Genomic DNA, 22,523 nt, shown 5'->3' on the forward strand with positions numbered 1-22,523 from the left:
GAGACTATGATGAAAGCGAAGTTATTATTAACACTGTCTGCGGTTTTTGCACTAGCAGGGTGCAGTAAGTTGACTAAAGAAAATTACGAACTACTTGAAATGGGAATGTCACAAGAAGAGGTAGAGGCTATCATTGGCGATGCAGATAACTGCGGTAACATGATGGGAACCACTGCGTGTACGTGGGGTGAACAAGACAGCAAATTTGTTAAGGTTGTCTTTATGGGCGATAAAGCCGTTACTTTTAGCTATGAAGGCCTAAAATAGTTTCTCGTTGTGAGTGTTACCTCTCTTTATTATGGTTGGTAAATGAAAACGCCGCTCGATGAGCGGCGTTTTTGCATTGACGCAAAGTGCTTATTTAAGGTTTAACGCATAACGAAGCAGAAAAATGAGGGCCAGCACGTAAGTTAGTTTACTCACTTCTTTATATTTTCCCGTTCCAAGCTTTATACCGACGAACGTAATGAAGCCAAGCGCAATGCCTTCACTTATACTGAAAGTAAGCGGCATGGCCAATAATGCCACTGTTGCCGTCGCTAACGCGCCTAAGTCGTCGAAATCAATTTGGCGTATCGACTCCATCATCAGTATACCCACCATCACAAGTGCGGGTGTGGTGGCCATCAACGGAATGACTTTCATCAACGGCGTTAAAAATAACGCGAGTAAAAAGCATACCGAGACGACAACTGCCGTTAGTCCAGTTCTCCCGCCCTGCGATACACCCGTAGCAGACTCGACATAGCTTGTAACCGGAGAAGTTCCGATAACGGCGCCGACAACACTGGCACTGGCGTCAGCGGTCATTGCTGCGCCCATTTTAGGCAGCTTCCCTGAGGGGGAAAGTAGGTTTGCGCGGCGTGATACACCAATAAGTGTGCCTATCGTATCAAACATGTTTACAAACATAAGCGCAAAAATAAGGTCCCAAGTTTGTGCTAGGTTTTCTATCGGATATAAGAAATCCATAGCGAAAAACGTAGAAGAAATTGATTCAGGCATTCCAATAATGGCTTCGGGTGCAGGGGTCAACATACCTGACTCTGTCGGGATAAATGCGCCAATAACGGTAAGTAAAATGATGGATAATAAAATGCCGCCGGTTACGCGTTTTACCATCATCACAACGGTAAAAATAATACCCGCGAAAGCCAGCATTACAGCGGGGTCTGACAGATCACCTAGCATTACAAACGTGGCCGGGTTGTCGGCAATAAGCCCCGCATTTTTTAACCCAATAAACGCGATAAATAAGCCTATGCCGCATTGCACGCCTATTTTAAGTGCCGGTGGAATTGCCTCTGCTATTTTTGTTCTCACCCCAGTAAGCGATAAAATCAAAAACAAAATACCATTCCAAAAAACAATACCTAATGCTGCTTCCCAATGTATTTCACGCGACATACAAATGGTAAACGCGAAAAAGGCGTTAAGCCCCATTCCAGGCGCCAACGCAATAGGGTAATTTGTCATCAAAGCCATTAAGAGAGTACCGATACATGCGGCAAGCGCGGTAACGGTTATAAGGCCCTCTATAGGCATGCCACTTAGCCCTAAAATACTTGGGTTTACGACTAAAATGTACGACATGGCTGCAAATGTGGTTAACCCAGCAACAATTTCTTTTTTGACTGTCGTGCCGTGAGCATGCAGTTTGAATAGGTGTTCTATAATTGAAGTAGACATCAATAGTTCTCTATTTGTTGAGCCGTTTATTATTCTTCCTGGTTAGAAGCAATAAGCTGACCACATAGTCAACTTGTTGGTGTGTTTTGTGCTACCTTACCCGTAGCCAGATGACAATAAGTCAGCAATGCGAATTAAAAAGGCGGTTAAGCGCGCTAATCGCATAGAAAAAACATGGAGCGAGAGAACTCCACCAAATAATTCAACCATAGATGTTGATTTTGTGCACCACAATGATTCAATTGCATTGCGGTGGTGCAAAGTCAGAAGTGAGGGGCCATGACGTTATCAACCTATATTCAACAACTGCCAAAGGCTGAGCTGCATCTTCATATAGAAGGCAGTTTAACGCCCGAACTTATGTGGCACCTGGCAAGTAAACATAATATCACATTGGCGTATAATAGCGTCGATGAGATATCTGCAGCTTATAATTTTTCTGACTTACAAAGCTTTTTAGATATTTATTACGCCGGCGCGAGTGTGCTGAAAGATGAAGATGATTTCTATGCCCTAATGTGGGATTACTTAAAGCGGTGCAACGATGACAATATCGTGCATACAGAAATTATGTTTGACCCGCAAACGCATACACAGCGAGGAGTGGGGTTTGATATTTTTATGCCAGGTTTTTTACGCGCCATGCGAGATGCGAAAAAAGCGTTTGGCACGTCAAGCTTACTCATTATGTCATTCTTACGGCATCTATCTGAAGACGACGCGTTTCAGACGTTAGCAGAGGCTGAGCCATACTACAGCGACATTGCAGCGGTTGGGCTTGATAGTTCCGAGTTGGGACACCCACCATCAAAATTTGAACGCGTATTTAAACAAGCGAAAGCGTTAGGTTTTAAAATTGTTGCGCATGCGGGAGAAGAAGGGCCAGCAGACTATATTTGGGAAGCTATTCGACTGCTCGACGTAGATCGAATCGATCATGGCGTTAGATGCCAAGAAGACGAAAAGCTGATGCGATACTTAGAAACACATCAAATTCCATTAACAGTTTGCCCGTTGAGTAACCTGAAGCTTTGTGTGGTTAATGATCTCAGTCAGCATAATATTTTGTCGTTGCTTGAGCGCGGTTTGTTAGTCACCGTTAATTCAGACGATCCAACTTACTTTGGTGGTTTTTTAAATGACAATTTTAATGCACTTGCCAAGGCGCTTCCCATAACGCAATCGCACGTTAAACAGCTTGCATTAAACAGCTTTGCCGCAAGCTTTTTAGAAGAGCACGAAAAGCTACATTTCTATTCACACATTGAAGCTGTTCAAATGGTGTGATGCATTTTACGCTTTCATCGCAGTGATGGTGTTGTTGACGGTAGTGATGAGCGATTTAAATTCAACATCAATGTTATCGATATTGCCACTGCGAGCGCGATCCTCAAGATATGACGCTTCGTAATGCAAAGCCTCGGCCCCCACATCGCCCGATATTCCCTTTATGGCATGGCTTACAAAGCGGATATTGTCAGCATCATTTGCGTTAACCGCCTCTTGCAGCGATGAAAGTTTATTGGTGATTTGCTCAAGAAACATTGCCACTATTTTTTCAAGCAATGCCGCATTATTGCCAAGACGAGCAAGTGCAGCGTCTCGGTTCCACAACGTTGGGCGAGATGTTGTTGGTACGTGTTCCATATCAATCCATCGGTTTATTGTCATTTATGGGTACAAGCAAAAGTGCTCATGGCTAAATCTTACGCAAAGAAATAATACGCCAAAAAAGTTAAAAAGTTTAATCAATAGGGTATTGCGATACCAAAGTAAGTAAAAAAATACGAATACCTTCATGAAATATATATAAAAATTTCTAGCGTATGGTACGGTAACTCGTCTAGCGGATTCGATGCTACGCCTATCGCATGGTATACTTTTATAATGTTTCTTGATTTAAAACCTTTTTCAGACTGCTCGGTGCTTATTGTTGACGATGAGCTAATGTCCCGTACCTTATTGGCATCAATATTAGAGCCGTATTTTCAGTACGAGACTGCGCATAGTGGCACAGACGCCCTAGACAAATGTCGAGCTTCTCAACCTGACCTTATTTTATTAGACATGAACATGCCTGATATGAATGGTCTGGATTTATGTCGAATGCTCAAAGCTGACAGTGACTTGTCATCTATCCCCGTTATTTTTGTCACAGCGACCATGGATATTGAGAGTGAAAATACCTGTTGGTCGGTAGGGGCAAGTGACTATGTGGTGAAACCGGTTACTGCATCGACATTAATCCACCGAATCAAAAACCAGCTGCAAAATAAGTTACGCACCGAACTGCTCCAGAAAATGACGTTTAAAGACCAATTGACTGGCTTATTTAATCGATTGTACCTCAGTAACGAAATACCAAGGCTGATAAAGCAGATTGCACGTGATAACGCGCAGGTATCAGCCGTCATGATTGATATTGATTTTTTCAAGTATTACAACGACAGATATGGCCATATTCAAGGGGATGTTTGTTTAGAGAATATAGCTTCTATATTGAACGCATCCGCCAAAAGGCCATTTGACGCAGCGATACGCTTCGGTGGTGAAGAGTTCCTAATGATTTTGCCTTATACCGACCGTAAGGGCGCAGAGTCGATTGCTAACGCGGTGGTGAATAACGTCTTTAACATGGCCTTACCCCATGCCGATGGCATCAACAGTCGCGTGACGATAAGCGCTGGATATGCAACGGGTTTAGCTCGTGAATTCATCGACTCGGGGGTTATCGAGTTGATAGAGCGTGCCGATGTTTATCTGTTCGATGCGAAAGAGAAAGGTAAAAACAGAGCAAAAGGCTAAGTATTACTCGATTCTTTTCACGCCTTAGCAGTAAAAATGTGCCACTTCTCGCTAAATACGTATGGCTTCACATACTTTTTTTCTGTTTTATTATTCAAATGGCTAATGTTTTTTTTGCTGTTATTTCGCTATGTTTTTATTGATTAATATTTTTTTGTGCTGGTACCTATCATGAATCACGCAACGCCTAATACGACGGCAGTGCTCTTTAATAAACTTCAATCTGTGGCCAATATAGGAACATGGGAGGTTGATTTAAAGACTAACACGCTGGCGTGGTCATCTCAGACTCGCAGAATTCATGATGTCGCCGATGATTTTACCCCCACACTCGACAATGCAATCGAGTTTTATAAAGAAGGTAATGATAGGGAGCGGATAACGGAAATAATAAGCCATGCTATTACTACCGGAGAACCATGGACGTCTACGCTTACGCTAGTTACGGCGAAAGGAAAAGAGATTTTTATAGAAACACATGGCATGGTTGATATTGTGGACGGTGTGAGTGTTCGGTTGTTTGGCACGGTGCAAAACGTGGATAAATCGGTCAAGTTACGAATGGAGCTTGATAGGCGAAGACGTGAGGCGGAACGAATGCTTCATGAACGTGAGGCACTGCTTTCCAGAATAAGTCACGAACTTAGGACGCCACTCAATGGTATCAGTGGCATGCTGCAAACATTAAAGTTTGAAGAGCGTGCTTTAGTCAGAGAACAAAAAACAGATCACGCAATTAAGAGTACCGACCGTCTTGTTAGAGTAGTAAATGACGTATTGGATTATACCGAAATATCCAATGGGAAGTTTGCATTAGAAATGAATGACTTTTGTCTTCGAGCATGTTTAGAAGACATCGTGAATGAATATGAACGCAAATGCCATGATAAACAGCTACGCCTCTATACGACGTTCTCCTTTCCGGTCAAAACCATCATTAATAGCGATGCCACGCGGATCTGCCAGATTATTACTAATTTACTAAGCAACGCTATAAAGTTCTGCCACGAAGGTCATATAGCATTGCAGGTTGCGCTAAAGAAGCGAGCGGATGGTCTTAATTTATTGGTGTCTATAGAGGATACTGGGGAAGGCATGTCACAAGAAATGCAAACGACAATATTTACCCCGTTTGTGAGTGTTGATAATGCGCAGTCCGAAATTAGCCTGGACACGGGCTTAGGGCTTCCGATCGTCAATAAACTCGTCGAAAAAATGGAAGGGGAAATTGATTGTCGGTCTGCGCTAACGCACGGAACGTGTTTTGACATTATTATACCCGTTCATACGAGCTCGAGAATATCTGATGAAGTTATCCCCGTGAATACGCCAAACGGCGGTATCGATCCTCGATCGCTTTCTATACTGGTCGTTGATGATAACGATATTAACCGATTAGTTATCGGGTCTATGCTTGAGGATATTGGCTGTACGGCGAGCGAGGCTGAAAACGGTGAAATAGCGGTAATGAAGGCGAGGGCGACAAAATTTGACCTCATATTCATGGACTGTGCTATGCCAGTGCTAGATGGAATGGCGGCCTCGAGAATTATTCGCGGGGAGGGGACACTTAGCGCTGTAGGCGAAGTTGTTGCCGTTACAGCGAATACTTCAGAAAGCGATAAAAAAGCATGTTTTAACGCTGGAATGAGTGACTTTATTTCAAAACCGGTTTCGAAAAAAGCGATTAAGCAGCAGATTGATAATGTGTTATCAAGAAAACACGCAATGATAACGCAACAACGAAGGTCATAAAAAAAGGCGCATTTATGCGCCTTTTTTGTCCTACCGCTATGCTTAAAATCGATAAGCGAACTTCGCATTCCAATGGCGTGGAAGTTCAGGCAGTATAATCTGGCTGCCGAATAAGTCAGGGAAGTTAGAACGGAAGTAGCGCTCATCCGTTAAGTTCTTCACAGTCACATTGACTGACCAGTCTTCGGTTTGATACGAAATGCCGGCGTTTACCAATGTGTATGACGGCAATATAACAGAGGCAGAAAATCCTGATGCCACTTCATCAACGTCAACAACACTCACATTTGCCGCATAACCATTTTGAAAGTCATAGGTAGCGGTAAGCGTGTAGATGTTTTCAGGAATACCGGCTTTGCGCCCATCGGTATTAGCAAACCCTTCGCCTATTAGGTTTAAACCAATCACGTTTCCACCAAATACTAAGGAAGGATCAGTTAGGTTAACTAAATCTTCTGCGCCTAAAAAGCCAAATTGGTTGCCGTTCTCTTTAGCCGTAAGGTTAATAACTTCAATATTGGTATAACCTGCAGACATCACAAGATTTTCGTTAACAACCCAACGTAACTCGAATTCTGTGCCTTTGTTATTCGTGGTGTTATTCGTTACGGTATTTTGGGTATTGAAATCGGTACGCTCTTGTTCAAATGCAGATAACGCAAAGTATAACGTGTCATCAAGAAGTGAACCTTTGACCCCATACTCAATAAGTTCGGATGTATCAAATGCGCCGCTGCCGCCAGGTTGATTCAATTGCCCCACACCTATTTCCGCGCCTTGGCCTGCGACTAACGTGGCTTGCTCGGCTGCGGTAAAGTAAGGAATTAGGCCAAATTCAAATTCATAAGAGATACTTGCATTCCACGACCAACCATCAACCGTTTCTTCGGCATATTCAGGCGTTTCGTCACCCGCTGCAAACAAGAGTAAATCGGTACGTGACGTACTTTCGATATCAATGGTGTCATAGCGAGCACCCAACACAAGGTTTAAACCCCACTCCCAAGTAAGGTCGGTCATTGCTGCAATGCCAAGGTCGAGGTAGTTACCAACGTCGTAGTTATCAAAGTTCTTGCCAGAGCGTGTCGACAGTAAGCGTTTGTCTAATGCTGATGATGGCATAGTTAAATCACGGCGGTTGAAGTATTCAAACGTAAAGTCGTCGCCGTGTTCAAAGTCGGTATAGCGTATGGAAGGCGAAAATTGAAACTGTGCAAGTAAGCTGTCATTTTCGTATTCGGTAGCGAAGATTAATTTGTCTTCTACTACCCAACTGTCATGAAACTGAGAAAAGCCGTATGCGTTTTCATTGATGTTGTCATAGGCATCATAGAAAAACTGATTACGTATTTCCCAATTGTCTGAGAAATAAATCGTATCAAAGTAGAGCGTAATTGCTTCGTTTGCTAATTGATCATCCGGTGCAACCAGTACTTGATTGCCTTTTAGTGTGGTTGAGCCTACGTTTTGCAGCTTCATTAAATCAGTGGCTTCGTCATCGGTAAATGAGGAGGCAGGAACGTAAAAGAAGCTGTTTCCAGCAATGTTTACCGCGCCATACTCTTCATGGCTGATTTGCCCATCGCCGTCGGTATCAAGTGGTAACGCCGTTCCGGTAATGTAAGTACCTGTGTCTACTAAGTCTTGGGTGAGACGGTTCCATCCCGCAACTTGGTTGCCGTCAAAATCATGATACATACCGCCAAATTCAAGACGTAAATTATCGGTGATATCGACATTGAATGAAGCTTGGAGCACGGTTTGATCCGTTGCAGTATTATCGTAATAGCTCCCTGAATTCTCTAATTCACCGTATAAGTAATAGCCCATTTCTTTACCACCGATAGTGGCAGGACCACCCACCTCAGCCGTCAGGATACTTTTTTCCCATGAACCCGTGGTGTAAGACATGGCGCCTTTAGGCTCATCTAGATACTGTCCTGATGAAGCACGAGCAGATTTGGGGTTGAAGTTAAGGTACCCCCCAATTTTTGATGGGCCATAAATGGGCGAGGCTGGGCCTCTTACAATATCGATTCGGCTAGAAGCGCCAATGGGCGTAGGGTAATTACCGGGGTTATCAAGTCGCTTAACACCCCTAAAGTACGTTTCGCCCGGGGTACCGCGCACATCTAATGACCCTGCGACACCGAAAAATGACTGCGTGAATGTACCTGGTGCAAATGCCACAAGCTCGTCAATGTCAGATACATTAAAACGTTCCATTTGTTCTTGCGAGATTGTAGACGCTGAACGAGGGGTCTCGAGAATTGACTTACCGAAACCAAATACCGACTCTACGTCTTGGCCGGGTAGACTACCTAATGAACCTTTAACCTCAATTTTTTCTACCTCTGCTTCACTTGGCAGGGTGCTGCCTTCTTGTGCTATGGCGGTCGTCGAAACGGACATGACAGCGCTTAATGCAAAAGCACGACGTAGCGGCGATAATTTGAACATAGTGTGTTTCATGATTTCCTCAATCTCATTATGGCCTTTGGTATAGGCTTTTTCTTATTGATATACGCGTTTTTCTATCGAAGTAAAAAGCAGAATGAGTGCCCATTTATTAACCAATTGGTCTAAGTTTTATATTCTCTTAACGTATTGAAAATATTGAATAAAAAAAGAATAAATTTGCTTTTTTATCGTCTTGAAATGTAAAGAAATTGTGTCTCACACATGGTTTGCACCATCACGGTGAGTATTACGGGTGGTTTGCACCAATTAAAATACTGCTATCAGCATTACATGCTTCGTCATTTTTGATTTCAACCGCATCATGGCGACCGGGTAGCGCTATGTCGAGAGTGACCGCAACTAACCCTGCTGACGTTACAGGAGATAATAAAATATTTTCAAGCCAGTTTGGCAATAGGGCGAGCGATTGAGGAACCATCATTACCCCAATTGCCATACCTAGTGAACAAGCAGTGACTAGACTACTTCGACGGTCTAGTGCATAGGTGGCAAGAAGTTTTAGACCGCCTACTGCTACCATCGCGAACATCACTAACGTCGCGCCGCCTAAAACCGGTTTGGGAATAGCCTGTAACAGCCCACCAATAAAGGGAAAGCACCTAGTGAACATAAATAGCGCTGCAACAAACAACCCTACTTTTCTGCTTGCGACGCCAGTCAGTTGAATAACGCCGTTGTTTTGGCCAAACGTAGTGTTGGGAAATGTATTAAATGCCCCGGCAATTAACGAGTTAACGCCGTCACCTAAAATGCCCCCTTTAATACGAGACAGGTAAAGTGGGCCGCTAACAGGCTCTTTGCAAAAAAGGCTATTTGCAGTGAGATCTCCCGCGGTCTCAATAGCGCTAAATAGATAGATAAAGGCGATGGGTAAAAACAGTGTTATGTCGAAATCAATCCCATACGCAAACGGATGAGGGATAGCGACAACAGGAAGGCTAGTGATATTGGCAATAGCAATACCGGAGCTAAGTGCAACATAAAGTGTGCCTATTATCATGCCAATAAATATGGCGCTTAACCGAAGCCATGCGTTGTTACATGCGTTTAAAAAAACAATAATAAGTAAAACACTTACGCCCACGCCTAAATTTTCAATACTGCCAAAGTTATCGGCACCAACACCACCGGCCAAGTCGGTCATGCCTACGTTTATTAACGACAACCCAATGGCTGAAATAACAATCCCTGTCGTGAGTGGAGTGATCACTCGCTTTAAACGCACTACAAAAAAGCTAAAAATAACTTCTACTAGCGCGCCAGCCATGGTTAACCCAAATAAAAGCGCCAACACCTCTTCATTGCTTCCACCACTACTTTTTACTTTATGACCCGCTAAAAGCAATGCGCTAATAAACGCGAAACTGGTTCCCTGAATGGCCACAAGTCCACTGCCGATAGGCCCGATGCGTTTAGTTTGAATTGCAGTACCTACGCCGCTGACAAAAAGCGCCATGCTAATAAGATAAGGGGTGTGTTCAGCTAAACCTAGCGTAGAGGTAATGATTAGGGTCGGCGTAATGACACCAACAAAGCTAGCGAGCATATGCTGGAAAGCCGCGGTTAGGCTGGCCGCTGTCGAGGGCGTGTCGTTGAGCGAATAAATAAGATCAGTATCGGCCATGCAATATCCTTATCAGGTGGAAGCGTCAAAGCGATGAATAAAAACCTGATATAGTAAGCAATATGTTGACCAGGTGGTCGTGTTGTTGTTTTCAATGTAACGTATTGTTTTGTTGCATTAATTTTTTATTTAATCGAAGAGGATGCCGTGTTGTATTGAGAAGTGCACCAAGATGTCGCGAGAAAAGTAGGGGAGTGGTGCAGAGCCCGCCCCCAGAATGAAGATTTTTACACCGGTGGGTTTATCGCTTGTGAGGAAAAATGTCTATAAGTATAGTCGACACTAGAAGTATGTATCGTCGTCCAGTGTGACGAAAATAGAGTGGCGTATTTCGTTATTCAATGCTTTTGAACAATGCCCTTCGCCCTCAGTGTCTTCTAAAAGCAAAACATCGCCACTACCAAATGTGCGTTTTTCTCCGCCTGACACCTTAAATTCTGCGCTGCCTTTTAATATGAAAAGTAGCTGGCGAGCGGGCGCGGTGTGCCACTTAAAATCATAATCAGCGGGCGTCTCGCGAAAAATAATTTTATCGGCACCAAATTTTTCTGATAACAGGCCAATCGGGCCACCGTCACTAAGCGGGATGTCGACCTCCCCAAAATGACTCTTTCCATGGCTGTCGTGGTAAATTCTTGCAATCTTCATGTCATCTCAACCTGTGCGTTTGTTATGTAAGTTTATCATCGTTAAATGAATGGCTTAGTCGTGCTTTAAATCTACAATGGTGTTAAAGAGTACCGCTAAGCTTGCTTCTACGTCGCTTTGCATAATTGATTCACCGGGGTGATGACTTATACCGCCTTTACATCGTGTGAATAACATTGCAACGGGGCAAATTTCAGCCATTGCCATCGCATCATGTCCTGCACCAGATGCCAAAACTTTCGGCGCTAAACCGCTTTTTATCGTCCCCTGGATTAACGCAGACTTTAGTTTTTCATCACAGTGTACCGCCGGTGCGCTGTGTGTTTGCTCGCTCGTTAAGGTTACATTGCGTTTACTTGTGACGGCGCCGAATGCTTGTAAAATTTCAGCCAATACGCTGTCTCTTAGTGCATCATCTTCACTTCGAATATCAACAGAGAAATGGGTTCTTCCAGAAATTACATTCACACCGTTTGGTGCATTAGTGATTTTTCCTACCGTTGCCACCACACCCGGGCGCTGCAGGCTGATTGACTCCACAGCAAGTATCATTTCGGCAGTGGCACATAACGCGTCGTGGCGCATTGACATAGGGACGGTTCCCGCATGACCGGCCATGCCTTCAACGGTAAAGGTAAAGCGTTTGGCACCCGCAATAGCGTTGACCACACCAACAGGAAGCCCTTCTTGCTCAAGCACAGGACCTTGCTCAATATGAAGTTCAATGTAGCCCAGTATGTCAGTACTTGCGATGCTAGCGCTCGCTACGTCTGAAAAGTGCAGGCCAAACTGTTCCATGGCGCTTTCTAAAGAAATACCATCCTCATCTTTAAGTTGCCGCCAATTATCGTCCCAGCGCCCAGTAAGAGCGCGGCTGCCTAATAATGTGGTGCCAAACCGCGTGCCTTCTTCGTCACAAAAACCGACGATGTCGATATGAAAAGGAAGCTTATGGTGTTTGCCTTCTAACATTGTAACAAGCGAAATCGCAGCGACGACGCCTAACATGCCGTCGTACTTTCCACCATTTGGAACCGTATCTAAATGGCTTCCCAAAATTAGGCGCGGCGCATTAGGGACACTTGATGTTAATCGGCCCCAGATATTTCCAACACTGTCTTGCCATGTCGTCATACCTGCTTCTATCATCCACCCAGAGGTTAGTTGATTGGCAAGCTTATGTTGTTCGCTCAAGTAGCGCCTATCTAAACACGTTGGTTGTTGACTTAACGTGCCTAGCGTTTCGCAGCGCGCCATAACTTGCGCGGCTGCATCAGCAAATTCATGCATTTGCTGCCCCCGAATATACGGCAAGGGCTGCATCAACGCCTGCGCCGAAAGGCGTGTCAACGCCTTGCATTCTCAGTGCGGTTTCTAATGACTGAAGCGTATGAAGTACAGCATCTTGTCGTGCGTTATACCCCATGGTGCCAATACGCCAAATTTTGCCTTTGAGTGGGCCGAAGCTGGTACCAATTTCAATATTGAAACGAAGGAGTAGCGTTTCACGAATCGCTTCCCCGTCAATACCTTCGGGAATGTGCACGCCTACCACGTTATACATTTTGTGATTAAGATCGCCAAACGGCATTAGCCCCATCGCTTGAATACCCGCCAACATGGCATCGCCCGCCACTTTGTGACGTGCAATAACGTTTTGTTGGCCTTCTTCTAGATGCACACGAGCGCACTCCCGCGCACAATACAACATGCTCGCAGCTTCCGTATGGTGATTTAAGCGTTCCTCCCCCCAATAATCCATAATCATCGGCAGGTCGAAGTAGTTAGAACGTATTTTCGGACCCCGAGCGTCTTTATGATGGGCATCTCGAATGCCAGCCTCAACATGCTGCCGTGTGCGCACGAGTGAAACAAACTTATCGCTCAATGTGACAGGGGCACTGCCAGATGGACCGCCAAGACATTTTTGTAACCCAACGGATACCGCGTCAAGTTTCCACGCATCGACCTCGAGCGGGTTACCACCGATAGATGCGGTAGCATCGCAGTAGAAAAGCACATCGTGCGCCTCACAAATGTCACCAATATCGGCAAGAGGTTGAAGCATAGTGGTCGACGTATCGCCTTGCACTATGGCAAGCAGTTTGGGCTTAACGCGTTTTACAGCTTCTTCTATTTGCTCGGGTTGGAACACTTCGCCCCAAGGCACTTCTATTGTATGTACTTGCGCATCTGCTCGTTCTGCTATCTCAGCAAGAAGGTGACCGAAACGGCCAAAAATAGGGACCAATACTTTGTCGCCAGGCTCGATGGCAGACACTAATACTGCCTCAATGCCAGCTCTTGAGGTGCCATCAACTAATAACGTTTGTTGGTTTTTAGTGTTGAAAACGCTGCGATAAAGCGCCATGACGTCATTCATATAACCTGTCATTACAGGGTCATATTGCCCCACTAACTGTGTAGACATGGCAGACAACACTCGCGGATAGCAGTTGATTGGGCCTGGGCCCATTAACAATCGCGGGGGTGGGGTAAGGGGAGAAAAACCTTGCATGAATAGCACTCCTAAAGCAGCGCCTGCGCTAACATGCGCAGGCCTGTAATGATAAGAACAACGGCGAATATCTTTTTAAGTAATCCTGCATCTAGTTTGCTAGCGATGTTTGCACCTACGGGGGCACACAACACGGTAAGCGGAACAATGCAGGCAAAGCCTAATAAGTTTACGTAGCCAACGGTGGCAAATGGCGCATCTGCAGGCGCGGTGCCGACAAATAACAACGTAAGCGCAGCAGGAAGCGAAATGATTAAACCAACAGCGGCAGCAGTACCGACCGCTTTATGCGCAGGGTAGTTGCAAAATGTAAGGGTAGGTACGGTAAGTGTGCCGCCACCAATACCTACCATCGAACTAAATAATCCGATGCATGATGCCATAACCGACTGTCCAGCATGCGCGGGTAACTGATTGAATATTGCTTCTTTTTTGCCCATAAGCATATTAATTGCAGACAGCGTAGCGATAACACCGAAGAGTAAGGTTAAGAAGGTCGCGTTCACGATAGTCACTAGGTAGCTACCGACTAATACGCCAACCAGTATAAAGGGGGCCCATGCTTTAAGAAGGGTAACGTCAACATTACCCTTCGCACTGTGCGCGCGAATAGAACTGATGGATGTAGGTACAATGGTGGCCAACGATGTCGCCGTAGCGATAACCATTGCACTATCAGGTGACACGCCCAACGCTTGAAATAAGAAAAATAGCACCGGAACGATAACGATACCGCCGCCTACACCTAACATACCTGCAAGTAAACCTGCGAAGATACCCGTGCCCATTAACGATAGGATTACCGTTAGATTATCTAATAAGAACTGCATAAATAAAGGGTCTCTATTGATTCGTGTTTTTGTTGTAATGACCAGTAAATGCTTTACCGTCACTGCGAGGATCGCTAGCGCCGTCTACTGCACCTGTGGTATCGCGAATGATGGCTCCAGCATGGCCCATCAGTTCATTGCAAGGTGCCACAGTAACCATGTCATGGCCCCGCGCTAGAAGGCTATCACCTACATATTCAACCAAGTCTCTTTCTGCTTTGAGGTTATGGCTCTCGTCTCCCCATGTGCGGCCAAGCAGCCATCGCCCCAGGCCTATTGCTTTGGCAATGGGTTGGTTGTGGTAAATGTGGCGCGCGAACAATGCCGCCTGCGTTTGAGGTTGACCTTCTCCACCCATGGTGCCGTAGCTCATGCGTCTACCGTCAGTAAGCTCTGCAAAGGCTGGGTTTAGAGTATGAAAGGGTTTTAGCCCCGGTGCGAGATATTGATTACTGTCTGAATCTAAAGAGAATGACGTACCTCGGTTATTCCATACAATACCGGTCTGCGGGCTGACAATACCTGAGCCAAACTCCCAATATAACGATTGAATGTAACTGACCATGCGGCCTTCGCTATCACAGCAACCCATCCAAATGGTATCACCCGGTTTCGCCGTGTGAGGCCAAGGTTGGGCTGTATCAATGCTTATGTGAGAGGCCATCTCATCTAGCACCTTGTCGGTTAATAAGCTCTGCAGATCTAAAGGGGTACGAGATGGATCTGTGACATTCGCATTACGCGCGATAAATGCATGTTTAGTGCACTCAATCAGAAGATGGACCATATCGGCATCACTGCTACCTAAATGCTGTACTTTGTCATACAGCGCGAGAATAATTAAAGATGCAACGCCTTGTGTGGGTGCCGGTAAGTTATACAAGGTGCCTTTACTGGTTGTTACGTTAAGCGGGGTAACGCGTTTGGCTTTGTATTGGTTAAAGTCGTTTAAGCGAATAGGGGAGCCCGCTGCTTCTAAATCTTGTGCTAACTTCTCTGCAAGCTCGCCATGGTAAAAATCACCTAGTCCTTTTTCTGCCAAATGCGCTAGTGTTTTAGATAACGCCGTTAACTTTAAGATTTTCCCTTTTTTCAGTGCGTTGCCTTTAATTAAAAAGGGTGCAAAATGTGGATTGTCAGCAAGGTCGTCGAAAGTTTTATGACTTGCGTCTGACAAACTTTGTGTTACCTCAATGCCCCAATTAGCTTGACTAATTGCAGTATCAAATAAGGTACGTAGTGACAAACCTTCTTGCCACTCATGGCTAATCTCAAGCGCTTCTTGCCACCCCGCGACCGCGCCTGCCATGGTTAACGCAGCCTTGCCGCCTCGGCTTGGAATGGCGCGCTCACCAGCATAAAATTCAGGCGTAGCACCTTGTGCTGATACACCCGACGCATCTATGCCAATAGGTGCCTTGCCAGGCTCGCTAATTAACCAAAAACCGTCACCGCCCATGCCGTTCATGTGTGGATACTCTACGGCGATTGAGGCAGCGGCAGCGACCATGGCTTCAATTGCTGTACCGCCTTTTTCTAAAATAGATAAACCGACTTGAGAAGCGGCGAAATGGGGAGCCGTAAAGGCAATATTGTGTTTTTCACTCATTGTTCTATTCCAATTATTAAGCAGCGTTTTTTGCGTGTTAGTCGTTTTCAAGAAATGTCTTGGCAAGCTTTATGAGCGCAATGTCACTGTCTTTTTTGCCTACCAGCGATAATCCGCATGGGGCGTTGTGTAAGGTAAAAAGGGGTAAATGAAGCTGAGGCAATCCAGTTAACCCTGCTATTGCAGTAAGGGATAACAAGGCATTCCTATCATTTGCCAGTGTTTCGTCATCAGCATCGCATTGTGGTGCAATACCTGGCGTGGTGGGTATAACTAATACATCGTATTTAGTAAAAAGCGTATTCAGATGACTAACAATATGCGCTTGTTGCGCTTTTGCTTGGTTTATCGCTGAAGCCGAAAGTGTTTCACACCAATCAAAACGAATCTTAATGTCGTTAGCAAAATCGGGGTTGTGTGCTGAAATCCATTCTCCGTGCTGCTGCCAAATTTCTGCGCCTTGCAGCACACGAAAGGTATCAGCCGTCTTAAGTCGCACTAGATTAAGCTCGTCTGCGTCAAGCGCATTGCAGTTGTAGTTCTTCATTAACGCGTCAATAAAAGGGGTACACTGAGATTGGTGTGCAACCGTTTCAAACAAATGTGTTGCAACACCGAGGCGAGCCGTCTTTGCATCTATATGTAATGGATTACTGCGGGCTTGTGCCGATGATAAGCATGTTTCGGTGACCGCAAGCATGGTGTCGATATCTCGTGTCATCCAGCCGATGGTATCGAATGAAGATGCAAGGGGCACCATATTATCGCACGGTATGGCGTTGTGAGTGGTGCGCAGCCCCCATAGCCCTTGATAGCTTGATGGGACACGTATCGAGCCTCCCGTATCGGTACCTAAACCAATATCTGCCTGTAACAGTGACACCGCGACGGCAGAGCCTGACGATGAACCGCCAGGAATTCGGCCCGAAGCCGCTGGGTTGTCGAGGGTCGAGTAGTGTTTGTTTTGACCGTTTAGGCTATAAGCGAGTTCATCGGTTATGGTTTTACCGACAAATATAGCCCCTTCTTCTAGTAATTTTGTTACGGTCGAATTTGTTACTTCCGGATAAGCATGCGTCAATAACCACGTTGGGTTGCCCGCCGTGGTAGGTAACCCTTTCATATGAAATAAATCTTTTACCGCTAGCGACAAACCGTCCAGTGCCTTTAATTGGCTATCGACAAGTTTTTCAGTGGCGCGTTGGTTAGGCTGAGCTAAATAAACGAAGGGAGACGACACGTTAAGGCTTACTAAAAATGAAAGATAGCTCTATGAAACAATTGTTTCTACGTCAAGTCAAGTGAAACGTTTGTTCCAGTCTTGCCTAGGTTCTGAAGTATGTCCCGATGATATTATCGTTTTTTAACTCTCACGGGGCGATTGCATGTTGCTTACAACTTAGGGTTGGCTAGTTCATCAAGTTGAACATAGGTGTCGGTAATCGTGTTAACACGCTTAGCGGCTGCATCGCCAAGTTTTTCGTAGGTAAGGTTGCATAGCGTTGATATAAGGCTCATCGGCGCAGCGTAACTATCAAACGGCAGTGTTTCACCTAGCTGGCAGACGAGTAAATGCTCAACATCGGGTTTATAGGCTTGTCCTGTTGGGTCAGTAATAAGAATGACCCGTGCGTGTTTTACGGCATCAAGCACAAATGAGAATTGCCGCGTTCGCCTTCTAAAGCCGAATAATATAACGATATCATCTTGGTTTACGTCAACAATATCTTCGCCAATGGTTTGACCGGGTTGCGGAAGCAAGGATACAGACCGCCTTATTTGCATTAACTGCTGACGAAAATGCAATGCTAAAGGGTAGGCATTTCTGTAACCAATAATTGTTAGCTGGTTAGCACCTGCTAACAAATTTGCAACCGACGTAAGGGTGTGGGCATCAATACCCTCTAGCGTTCCCGATACATTCGTTATTTCCTGTTGGATTTGTTCGGTTGTCTCAACGGCACGCCCAAGCGGTACGCCTTGTTGGCGAACAAGTGATTGAGCGGCCTTTGCCTCTTGATGAGATGCAAACCCTAATTGACGAAAGAGGCGACTAACCGTTGCTTTTGACGTTCCCGTACTCTCTGCAATCTGCGAGGTAGATTGAGACAATACGGCGATAGGGTTCTGCTGTAAATAATGGGCAATTTTTTTCCCTGAAGGTGAAAGCGACAAATAGGTCAACTCTATTTGTTTAATGATATCGTCAGGTGTTTGTTCAGCCATTACAGTACCATGTCGTTAAATACGCTTAACGTAATATTACGTTGCACTTTGTTGTTATGGTACATGAACGAATAAAAAAGACCTACGTAAACTGCAGGTTGTTTATCGACAAACCGTATTGCTTTTCGTTGATAATCAAGTAAAAAAGAATAAATTGATCCCTCTTGCGCGCTGACGCGTTTCGACTTACTGACACGATTTATCAAGGACGACTATGCTACTTACACTGCTTCAACGGTTTACACGAAGCCAAACGTCGCAAGATGCCGACACTGCGGGCACAACAGCGATAACCAGTTTAGACAGTGCCCAGTCTCTGTTGTCAACGTTATGGGAGCAGGTGACGTATCGCTTACCAGGCATCGGCCTTGGCATTATATTAATGGTTGTGTTTATTTTGTGCGCAGGGCCATTGTCGCGCTTTCTTATCAAACCGCTAACTCGAACGACGTCCTCTGTGCTGTTGCGTTCTGTGTTAGAAAGAAGCATTAGCGTCTTTATTATCTTACTGGGCGTATATGTTTTCCTTTATCTGGCGGGATTAACGGGCTTTGCCATTGCCGTTGTAAGCGGCACCGGCGTGGTTGGATTGATTTTGGGTTTTGCGTTTCGCGATATTGCAGAAAATTTTATTTCAAGCCTGTTACTTACGATACAGCGACCGTTTAGCATAGGCGACATTGTGCAAATAAATAGCTTTACTGGGATTATTCAAAAAGTCACGGCTCGCGCAACCACCTTGGTCGACTTTGATGGCAATCATATTCAAATTCCCAATGCCACTATCTATAAAGGGGTGATAAAAAACTTAACGGCTAATCCTTTAATGCGAGGGCATTTTATTATTGGTGTGGGTTATGACGCATCGATAAGAGACGCGCAACGCATTGCGTTAGAGATTATAGAACAGCACAAAAAGGTATTGTCCGATCCAGAGCCTCAGGTGCTTATCGATACGTTAGGAGCGTCATCTTATAATGTAAAAGTGTATTTTTGGATAAATGTAGAAGACACCAGCATTGTTAAGATATCGTCGATGTTAATGCGAGATGTGATAGCGGCATTTACCGCTGCGGGTATCAGTATGCCTGACGACGCTAGAGAGCGTATTTTCCCCCAAGGTATTGAGTTTATCAATAGTTCATCATCGAAATCGACGGAAGGTGAACCGTTAGAAGCAGATGATAAAAGCGCATCTAAAGACAGTGACAGGCTCGGCAATGAAAGCGATAAAAAATGTGTTGATGATGTAATCGCGCAAGCGTCATCCCATGACGATGACGTAAGTAGCGAGGCCCATGAAATCAGAGAACAAGCAAGGCGCTCTCGCGATCCTGAGAGCGGCGATAATATACTCTAGCGATAAGGCCTGTTCGTTACGTTCAAGATGTAGGCTGAACGGAAGGCGCAGTTGGCGATAAATTGCAGCGAGCCAAAAAGCCTTGCCACAGCACAACATGGTTTGACATTGCCGCTTGATAGGCAGCGAAACCCGTTTCGGTATAAGCGCTGATGTACGCTTTGAAAGCGGGCTGCAATTCGTTATTGGTTTGCCATTTTTGCCACAAGGGTAGTAGCTTGTAGTGATAGTTGTTCAGCGCACTGCCGATTGGCTGAATCTCGTTAATAAAAAACAGATAGAAGACGTTTCGCGCTATCTTAGCGGCATCACTTGCCCGTCCATTGGGGCAAGATATCTCCTCTAATGCAGGCTCAAGTGAAGCGGTAAGCGCTGAGAGCGAACGGGTTAAGTAAGTTTGGGTGTTCCACATCGTGGCAGGCAATCTCGATGATGCGATGATATGTAATTGTGTTTCAATTTCTTTACTTAAACGGGTCGATGGAGTGCTTGGTTCGTTCGATGAGGATATCGTATCACTATCCGGAAACGTTGAGTTTGAATCATTTCTTGCTAGGTTTTCTGACAAACTGTTAAGTAAACTATCCAAATAATAAAGTGCAGTTATGCTGGCCTGCGCATCTTTATTTTTGTCAGCATTAAGTAATCTATCTGATACCGACAAACCAAGCTTCATTTCATTGCTGGTTTGTATCATATTTGCCCAAACCGCCCCAAATTGCGCTTGTTTTTTTTCATACCAGCCGTTTACCACGGCATATCGGTCGCTTTCTTGTAAACGCAGCGCGGACTTACAGTCGTTAAGTACGCGGTTAAGCGTAGATTCATATGCAAAACGTTGAGAGGGCAGCTGGCTTTTTCCGAGCGTCGTGTTGCGCTGAGCAATTAACGTACTTAATTCGCATTCATCGATAGCATAAAACTCTCTCAAGTTGATGTTTATTGGCTCAATAACTTGATGTAAACGGGCTCTATCTGGAAATCGAAGGCTTTCCGGTGGAGCGGAAACGGTTAGCGTAGTATCTAACACGCGAGACAACCTTGCTGTATATGCGTCAACAGCCTCTTTGAGTTTATCTTCGCCAAAACAGCCTGTCAGCAATGTAAGCGTTAGAAGAGCGAGGGCAAGGTAAAATGATTTACGCTGGTGCATTAGTGTGTAAGCTCCTGCCTCCATCGACATATATCGTTTGACCCGTGATATAGCGGGCGGTATTAAGAAAACATACTGCCTGTGCGATATCGTCGGCCGTGCCCATTGAACCAAGCGGAATACTGCTTAGTAGTAAGTCCTTTTCACTGTCAGTTAGTGCGCGTTCAGGCCACAATATTGCGCCCGGGGCGACACCATTTACGCGCACATTGGGTGCAAGTTCTGTTGCAAGTGAACGCGTTAGTGAAGCAAGCGCCGTTTTCGCTAGACTATAAACACTATGGTTCATCAGAGGTCGGTCAATATGCATATCAATCATATTGATAATGTTACCTGATGTCGCCTGCAGTGCAGGCGCAAGGGCTTGAGATAAAAACAGCGGGCCTTTCACATTGCTACCAACTAATGACGTCCAATCATCTTGGGTTATCGTTCCAAGCGGAGTAGGGTAGAAGCTTGATGCATTATTCACTAATAGCGATAGAGAACCCCACTGTGTCAACGCCGTTTTCGCCAGTTGGTTCACCTGACTGATATCGCAAAGGTCGGCTTGCAAAGCTACCGCGCTGCTATGTCTTATTGTATTTAAGGTCTCAACCAGATTATCGGCGTCTTTCTTAGCACTGCCGTAATGAATGATGATATTAAACCCTTCGTTATGAAGATGTTTGGCAATCGATGCGCCAATACGTTTTGCTGCACCGGTAATGAGTGCTACCTGAGGCGATTCAGCCATATTTTTCCTTACCGTTTCTACTACAGTGCTTTAATTTTTTGCAACAGCATGTCGGCTTGCTGTTGATAATGAGCGCCAAATAATAGCGTATGATTGAGAATATGGTAGAACTGATAAAAAAGTTTTCTTTGATCGTAGTTTTTATCGATAGGAGTATGCTCAGCATACCCTTCGAAAAATGACGCAGGGAACCCGCCAAATAACTCGGCCATGGCTAGGTCGGTTTCCCCATCCCCAATATAAATGGCGGGATCGAAGATAACAGGCCCTTTATGACAAAAGCCAATGTTCCCATGCCACAGGTCACCGTGCACCAGCGCAGGGTGTGGGCAATGGTTCGATAGTACGTCTTTACAAAGTTGCACAACAGGGGAAGATGTCGTAAGTGGCGCGCCTTGGGCCGCTAGGCGCTCTAGCATGCTTCCTATTCGCTGCTCAGCGAAAAAATCTCCCCAGTTCGCGCTTCTCCCGTTTGTTTGAATGCTCGCGCCAATATAGTTATCGTGAAGCCATCCATATTGCGTATATTTGTTTATTGAGTGCATTGCCGCGAGTTGTGCATCAAGTCGAGCAAAATCTGCATCTTTCGGTTCAATAAACCGAATATGGCTAAGTACCAAATACTCTTGCTGAGGGGTTTCATTTTTTGTCAGTCCCCAACAAATAACACGAGGGGTTAAAACGGTGTTCGCTGCGCCTATCTCATCAAGCCCCTCCGCTTCAAGGTGAAGCTGTTGCGTATCATCGTACGTGCGGGTTTTTACAAAGTATCGAGTTCGCTCATCATGAATAATATAGGCATCGTGCGTGTCGCCACCGCTTACGCGCTGTGTATGTGTGCAAAGGAAAAGCGTTTTGGTTACTTCAGAAATGTGCTCACTGATAAAATGCCACATGGCCAAACCCTCAATCTCTCTAGGTCAAAAGCGAAGTATTACTACTTAAGTATGGTATAAAAATCGCGCTTATGCGTTGTAAAGGCGCGTGAAGTTTGAAAAATGCTAGGCAAATCAACTTTGTTGTACGTTTGTCGTTGCAGTTGTAATATCAGTCGTTATAATCGCTGGCTACGATATGGTTTTAGTGCAA

At 45.1% G+C, this 22,523-nt stretch carries 19 protein-coding genes; 5 read left to right on the forward strand and 14 right to left on the reverse strand.

Annotated features, from left to right (window positions below; all coding sequences use genetic code 11):
* Positions 1-9 precede the first annotated feature (9 nt).
* Entirely contained in the window at positions 10-267 is a 258-nt protein-coding gene (locus ACOJRU_RS07095; protein WP_421134321.1) for a DUF3862 domain-containing protein, read from the forward strand.
* Between the two features lie 90 nt (positions 268-357).
* Here ACOJRU_RS07095 and ACOJRU_RS07100 read toward each other — a convergent pair whose 3' ends face one another.
* On the reverse strand, positions 358-1,689 hold the full coding sequence (locus tag ACOJRU_RS07100; protein ID WP_421134322.1) for an NCS2 family permease: 1,332 nt from the start codon (positions 1,687-1,689) through the stop codon (positions 358-360).
* 279 nt (positions 1,690-1,968) lie between these two features.
* Here ACOJRU_RS07100 and ACOJRU_RS07105 point away from each other — a divergent pair, with 279 nt between their 5' ends.
* Entirely contained in the window at positions 1,969-2,976 is a 1,008-nt protein-coding gene (locus ACOJRU_RS07105) for an adenosine deaminase (protein ID WP_421134323.1), read from the forward strand.
* 6 nt (positions 2,977-2,982) lie between these two features.
* On the opposite strand, the gene ACOJRU_RS07110 is transcribed toward ACOJRU_RS07105, so the two are convergent.
* On the reverse strand, positions 2,983-3,336 hold the full coding sequence (locus ACOJRU_RS07110; protein WP_421134324.1) for an Hpt domain-containing protein: 354 nt from the start codon (positions 3,334-3,336) through the stop codon (positions 2,983-2,985).
* A gap of 240 nt (positions 3,337-3,576) precedes the next feature.
* Between ACOJRU_RS07110 and ACOJRU_RS07115 the strand changes: the two genes are divergently transcribed.
* Positions 3,577-4,494 (forward strand): diguanylate cyclase, encoded by a 918-nt coding sequence (locus ACOJRU_RS07115; protein WP_421134325.1) that lies wholly within the window; start codon positions 3,577-3,579, stop codon positions 4,492-4,494.
* Positions 4,495-4,665: 171 nt separating this feature from the next.
* Positions 4,666-6,249 (forward strand): response regulator, encoded by a 1,584-nt coding sequence (locus ACOJRU_RS07120; protein WP_421134326.1) that lies wholly within the window; start codon positions 4,666-4,668, stop codon positions 6,247-6,249.
* Positions 6,250-6,291: 42 nt separating this feature from the next.
* Here the strand turns inward: ACOJRU_RS07120 and ACOJRU_RS07125 are convergent, their stop codons facing one another.
* The 9 genes from ACOJRU_RS07125 to ACOJRU_RS07165 form a co-directional block, all read right to left on the reverse strand.
* A complete protein-coding gene (locus ACOJRU_RS07125; RefSeq protein ID WP_421134327.1) occupies positions 6,292-8,721 on the reverse strand; it encodes a TonB-dependent siderophore receptor in 2,430 nt (809 codons plus the stop codon).
* 235 nt (positions 8,722-8,956) lie between these two features.
* Positions 8,957-10,354: a uracil-xanthine permease family protein gene (locus ACOJRU_RS07130; protein WP_421134328.1), complete on the reverse strand. Its 1,398-nt coding sequence runs from the start codon at positions 10,352-10,354 to the stop codon at positions 8,957-8,959.
* Between the two features lie 282 nt (positions 10,355-10,636).
* The gene (locus tag ACOJRU_RS07135; protein WP_421134329.1) at positions 10,637-11,002 is read right to left on the reverse strand and encodes a hypothetical protein; all 366 of its coding nucleotides are present in this window, start codon (positions 11,000-11,002) and stop codon (positions 10,637-10,639) included.
* 54 nt (positions 11,003-11,056) lie between these two features.
* Positions 11,057-12,292: an allantoate amidohydrolase gene (locus ACOJRU_RS07140; RefSeq protein ID WP_421134330.1), complete on the reverse strand. Its 1,236-nt coding sequence runs from the start codon at positions 12,290-12,292 to the stop codon at positions 11,057-11,059.
* Entirely contained in the window at positions 12,285-13,520 is a 1,236-nt protein-coding gene (locus ACOJRU_RS07145) for a pyridoxal-phosphate-dependent aminotransferase family protein (protein WP_421134331.1), read from the reverse strand. Before ACOJRU_RS07145 ends, ACOJRU_RS07140 begins: the two co-directional genes overlap by 8 nt.
* A gap of 11 nt (positions 13,521-13,531) precedes the next feature.
* Positions 13,532-14,350, reverse strand: a complete 819-nt coding sequence (locus tag ACOJRU_RS07150) for a sulfite exporter TauE/SafE family protein (protein WP_421134332.1) — start codon at positions 14,348-14,350, stop codon at positions 13,532-13,534.
* Positions 14,351-14,363: 13 nt separating this feature from the next.
* Entirely contained in the window at positions 14,364-15,959 is a 1,596-nt protein-coding gene (locus ACOJRU_RS07155) for a gamma-glutamyltransferase family protein (RefSeq protein WP_421134333.1), read from the reverse strand.
* 37 nt (positions 15,960-15,996) lie between these two features.
* A complete protein-coding gene (locus ACOJRU_RS07160) occupies positions 15,997-17,199 on the reverse strand; it encodes an amidase (protein WP_421134334.1) in 1,203 nt (400 codons plus the stop codon).
* 152 nt (positions 17,200-17,351) lie between these two features.
* Entirely contained in the window at positions 17,352-18,185 is an 834-nt protein-coding gene (locus tag ACOJRU_RS07165) for a MurR/RpiR family transcriptional regulator (RefSeq protein ID WP_421134335.1), read from the reverse strand.
* Between the two features lie 214 nt (positions 18,186-18,399).
* Here ACOJRU_RS07165 and ACOJRU_RS07170 point away from each other — a divergent pair, with 214 nt between their 5' ends.
* Entirely contained in the window at positions 18,400-19,545 is a 1,146-nt protein-coding gene (locus ACOJRU_RS07170) for a mechanosensitive ion channel family protein (protein WP_421134336.1), read from the forward strand.
* Positions 19,546-19,567: 22 nt separating this feature from the next.
* Here ACOJRU_RS07170 and ACOJRU_RS07175 read toward each other — a convergent pair whose 3' ends face one another.
* From ACOJRU_RS07175 to ACOJRU_RS07185, 3 genes are read right to left on the reverse strand one after another with little or no spacing between them, the layout of a single operon-like run.
* Positions 19,568-20,698, reverse strand: coding sequence for a DUF3080 family protein (locus ACOJRU_RS07175; protein WP_421134337.1), 1,131 nt, complete (start codon positions 20,696-20,698; stop codon positions 19,568-19,570).
* Positions 20,685-21,434 carry a pteridine reductase gene (locus ACOJRU_RS07180; protein ID WP_421134338.1) on the reverse strand — a complete coding sequence of 250 codons (750 nt, stop codon included), beginning with the start codon at positions 21,432-21,434 and terminating at the stop codon, positions 20,685-20,687. Before ACOJRU_RS07180 ends, ACOJRU_RS07175 begins: the two co-directional genes overlap by 14 nt.
* 20 nt (positions 21,435-21,454) lie before the next feature.
* Positions 21,455-22,330, reverse strand: coding sequence for a fructosamine kinase family protein (locus ACOJRU_RS07185; protein ID WP_421134339.1), 876 nt, complete (start codon positions 22,328-22,330; stop codon positions 21,455-21,457).
* Positions 22,331-22,523 lie beyond the last annotated feature (193 nt).

Source organism: Alteromonas algae (assembly GCF_049117195.1).
Lineage (GTDB): Bacteria > Pseudomonadota > Gammaproteobacteria > Enterobacterales > Alteromonadaceae > Alteromonas.

Coding starts and splice junctions, on each gene's coding strand:
- ACOJRU_RS07125 (WP_421134327.1), bottom strand. CDS start 8,721: ATGAAACACACTATGTTCAAATTATCGCCGCTACGTCGTGCTTTTGCA.
- ACOJRU_RS07120 (WP_421134326.1), top strand. CDS start 4,666: ATGAATCACGCAACGCCTAATACGACGGCAGTGCTCTTTAATAAACTT.
- ACOJRU_RS07180 (WP_421134338.1), bottom strand. CDS start 21,434: ATGGCTGAATCGCCTCAGGTAGCACTCATTACCGGTGCAGCAAAACGT.
- ACOJRU_RS07170 (WP_421134336.1), top strand. CDS start 18,400: ATGCTACTTACACTGCTTCAACGGTTTACACGAAGCCAAACGTCGCAA.
- ACOJRU_RS07095 (WP_421134321.1), top strand. CDS start 10: ATGAAAGCGAAGTTATTATTAACACTGTCTGCGGTTTTTGCACTAGCA.
- ACOJRU_RS07175 (WP_421134337.1), bottom strand. CDS start 20,698: ATGCACCAGCGTAAATCATTTTACCTTGCCCTCGCTCTTCTAACGCTT.
- ACOJRU_RS07110 (WP_421134324.1), bottom strand. CDS start 3,336: ATGGAACACGTACCAACAACATCTCGCCCAACGTTGTGGAACCGAGAC.
- ACOJRU_RS07185 (WP_421134339.1), bottom strand. CDS start 22,330: ATGTGGCATTTTATCAGTGAGCACATTTCTGAAGTAACCAAAACGCTT.
- ACOJRU_RS07140 (WP_421134330.1), bottom strand. CDS start 12,292: ATGCATGAATTTGCTGATGCAGCCGCGCAAGTTATGGCGCGCTGCGAA.
- ACOJRU_RS07165 (WP_421134335.1), bottom strand. CDS start 18,185: ATGGCTGAACAAACACCTGACGATATCATTAAACAAATAGAGTTGACC.
- ACOJRU_RS07105 (WP_421134323.1), top strand. CDS start 1,969: ATGACGTTATCAACCTATATTCAACAACTGCCAAAGGCTGAGCTGCAT.
- ACOJRU_RS07155 (WP_421134333.1), bottom strand. CDS start 15,959: ATGAGTGAAAAACACAATATTGCCTTTACGGCTCCCCATTTCGCCGCT.
- ACOJRU_RS07145 (WP_421134331.1), bottom strand. CDS start 13,520: ATGCAAGGTTTTTCTCCCCTTACCCCACCCCCGCGATTGTTAATGGGC.
- ACOJRU_RS07100 (WP_421134322.1), bottom strand. CDS start 1,689: ATGTCTACTTCAATTATAGAACACCTATTCAAACTGCATGCTCACGGC.
- ACOJRU_RS07150 (WP_421134332.1), bottom strand. CDS start 14,350: ATGCAGTTCTTATTAGATAATCTAACGGTAATCCTATCGTTAATGGGC.
- ACOJRU_RS07115 (WP_421134325.1), top strand. CDS start 3,577: ATGTTTCTTGATTTAAAACCTTTTTCAGACTGCTCGGTGCTTATTGTT.
- ACOJRU_RS07130 (WP_421134328.1), bottom strand. CDS start 10,354: ATGGCCGATACTGATCTTATTTATTCGCTCAACGACACGCCCTCGACA.
- ACOJRU_RS07135 (WP_421134329.1), bottom strand. CDS start 11,002: ATGAAGATTGCAAGAATTTACCACGACAGCCATGGAAAGAGTCATTTT.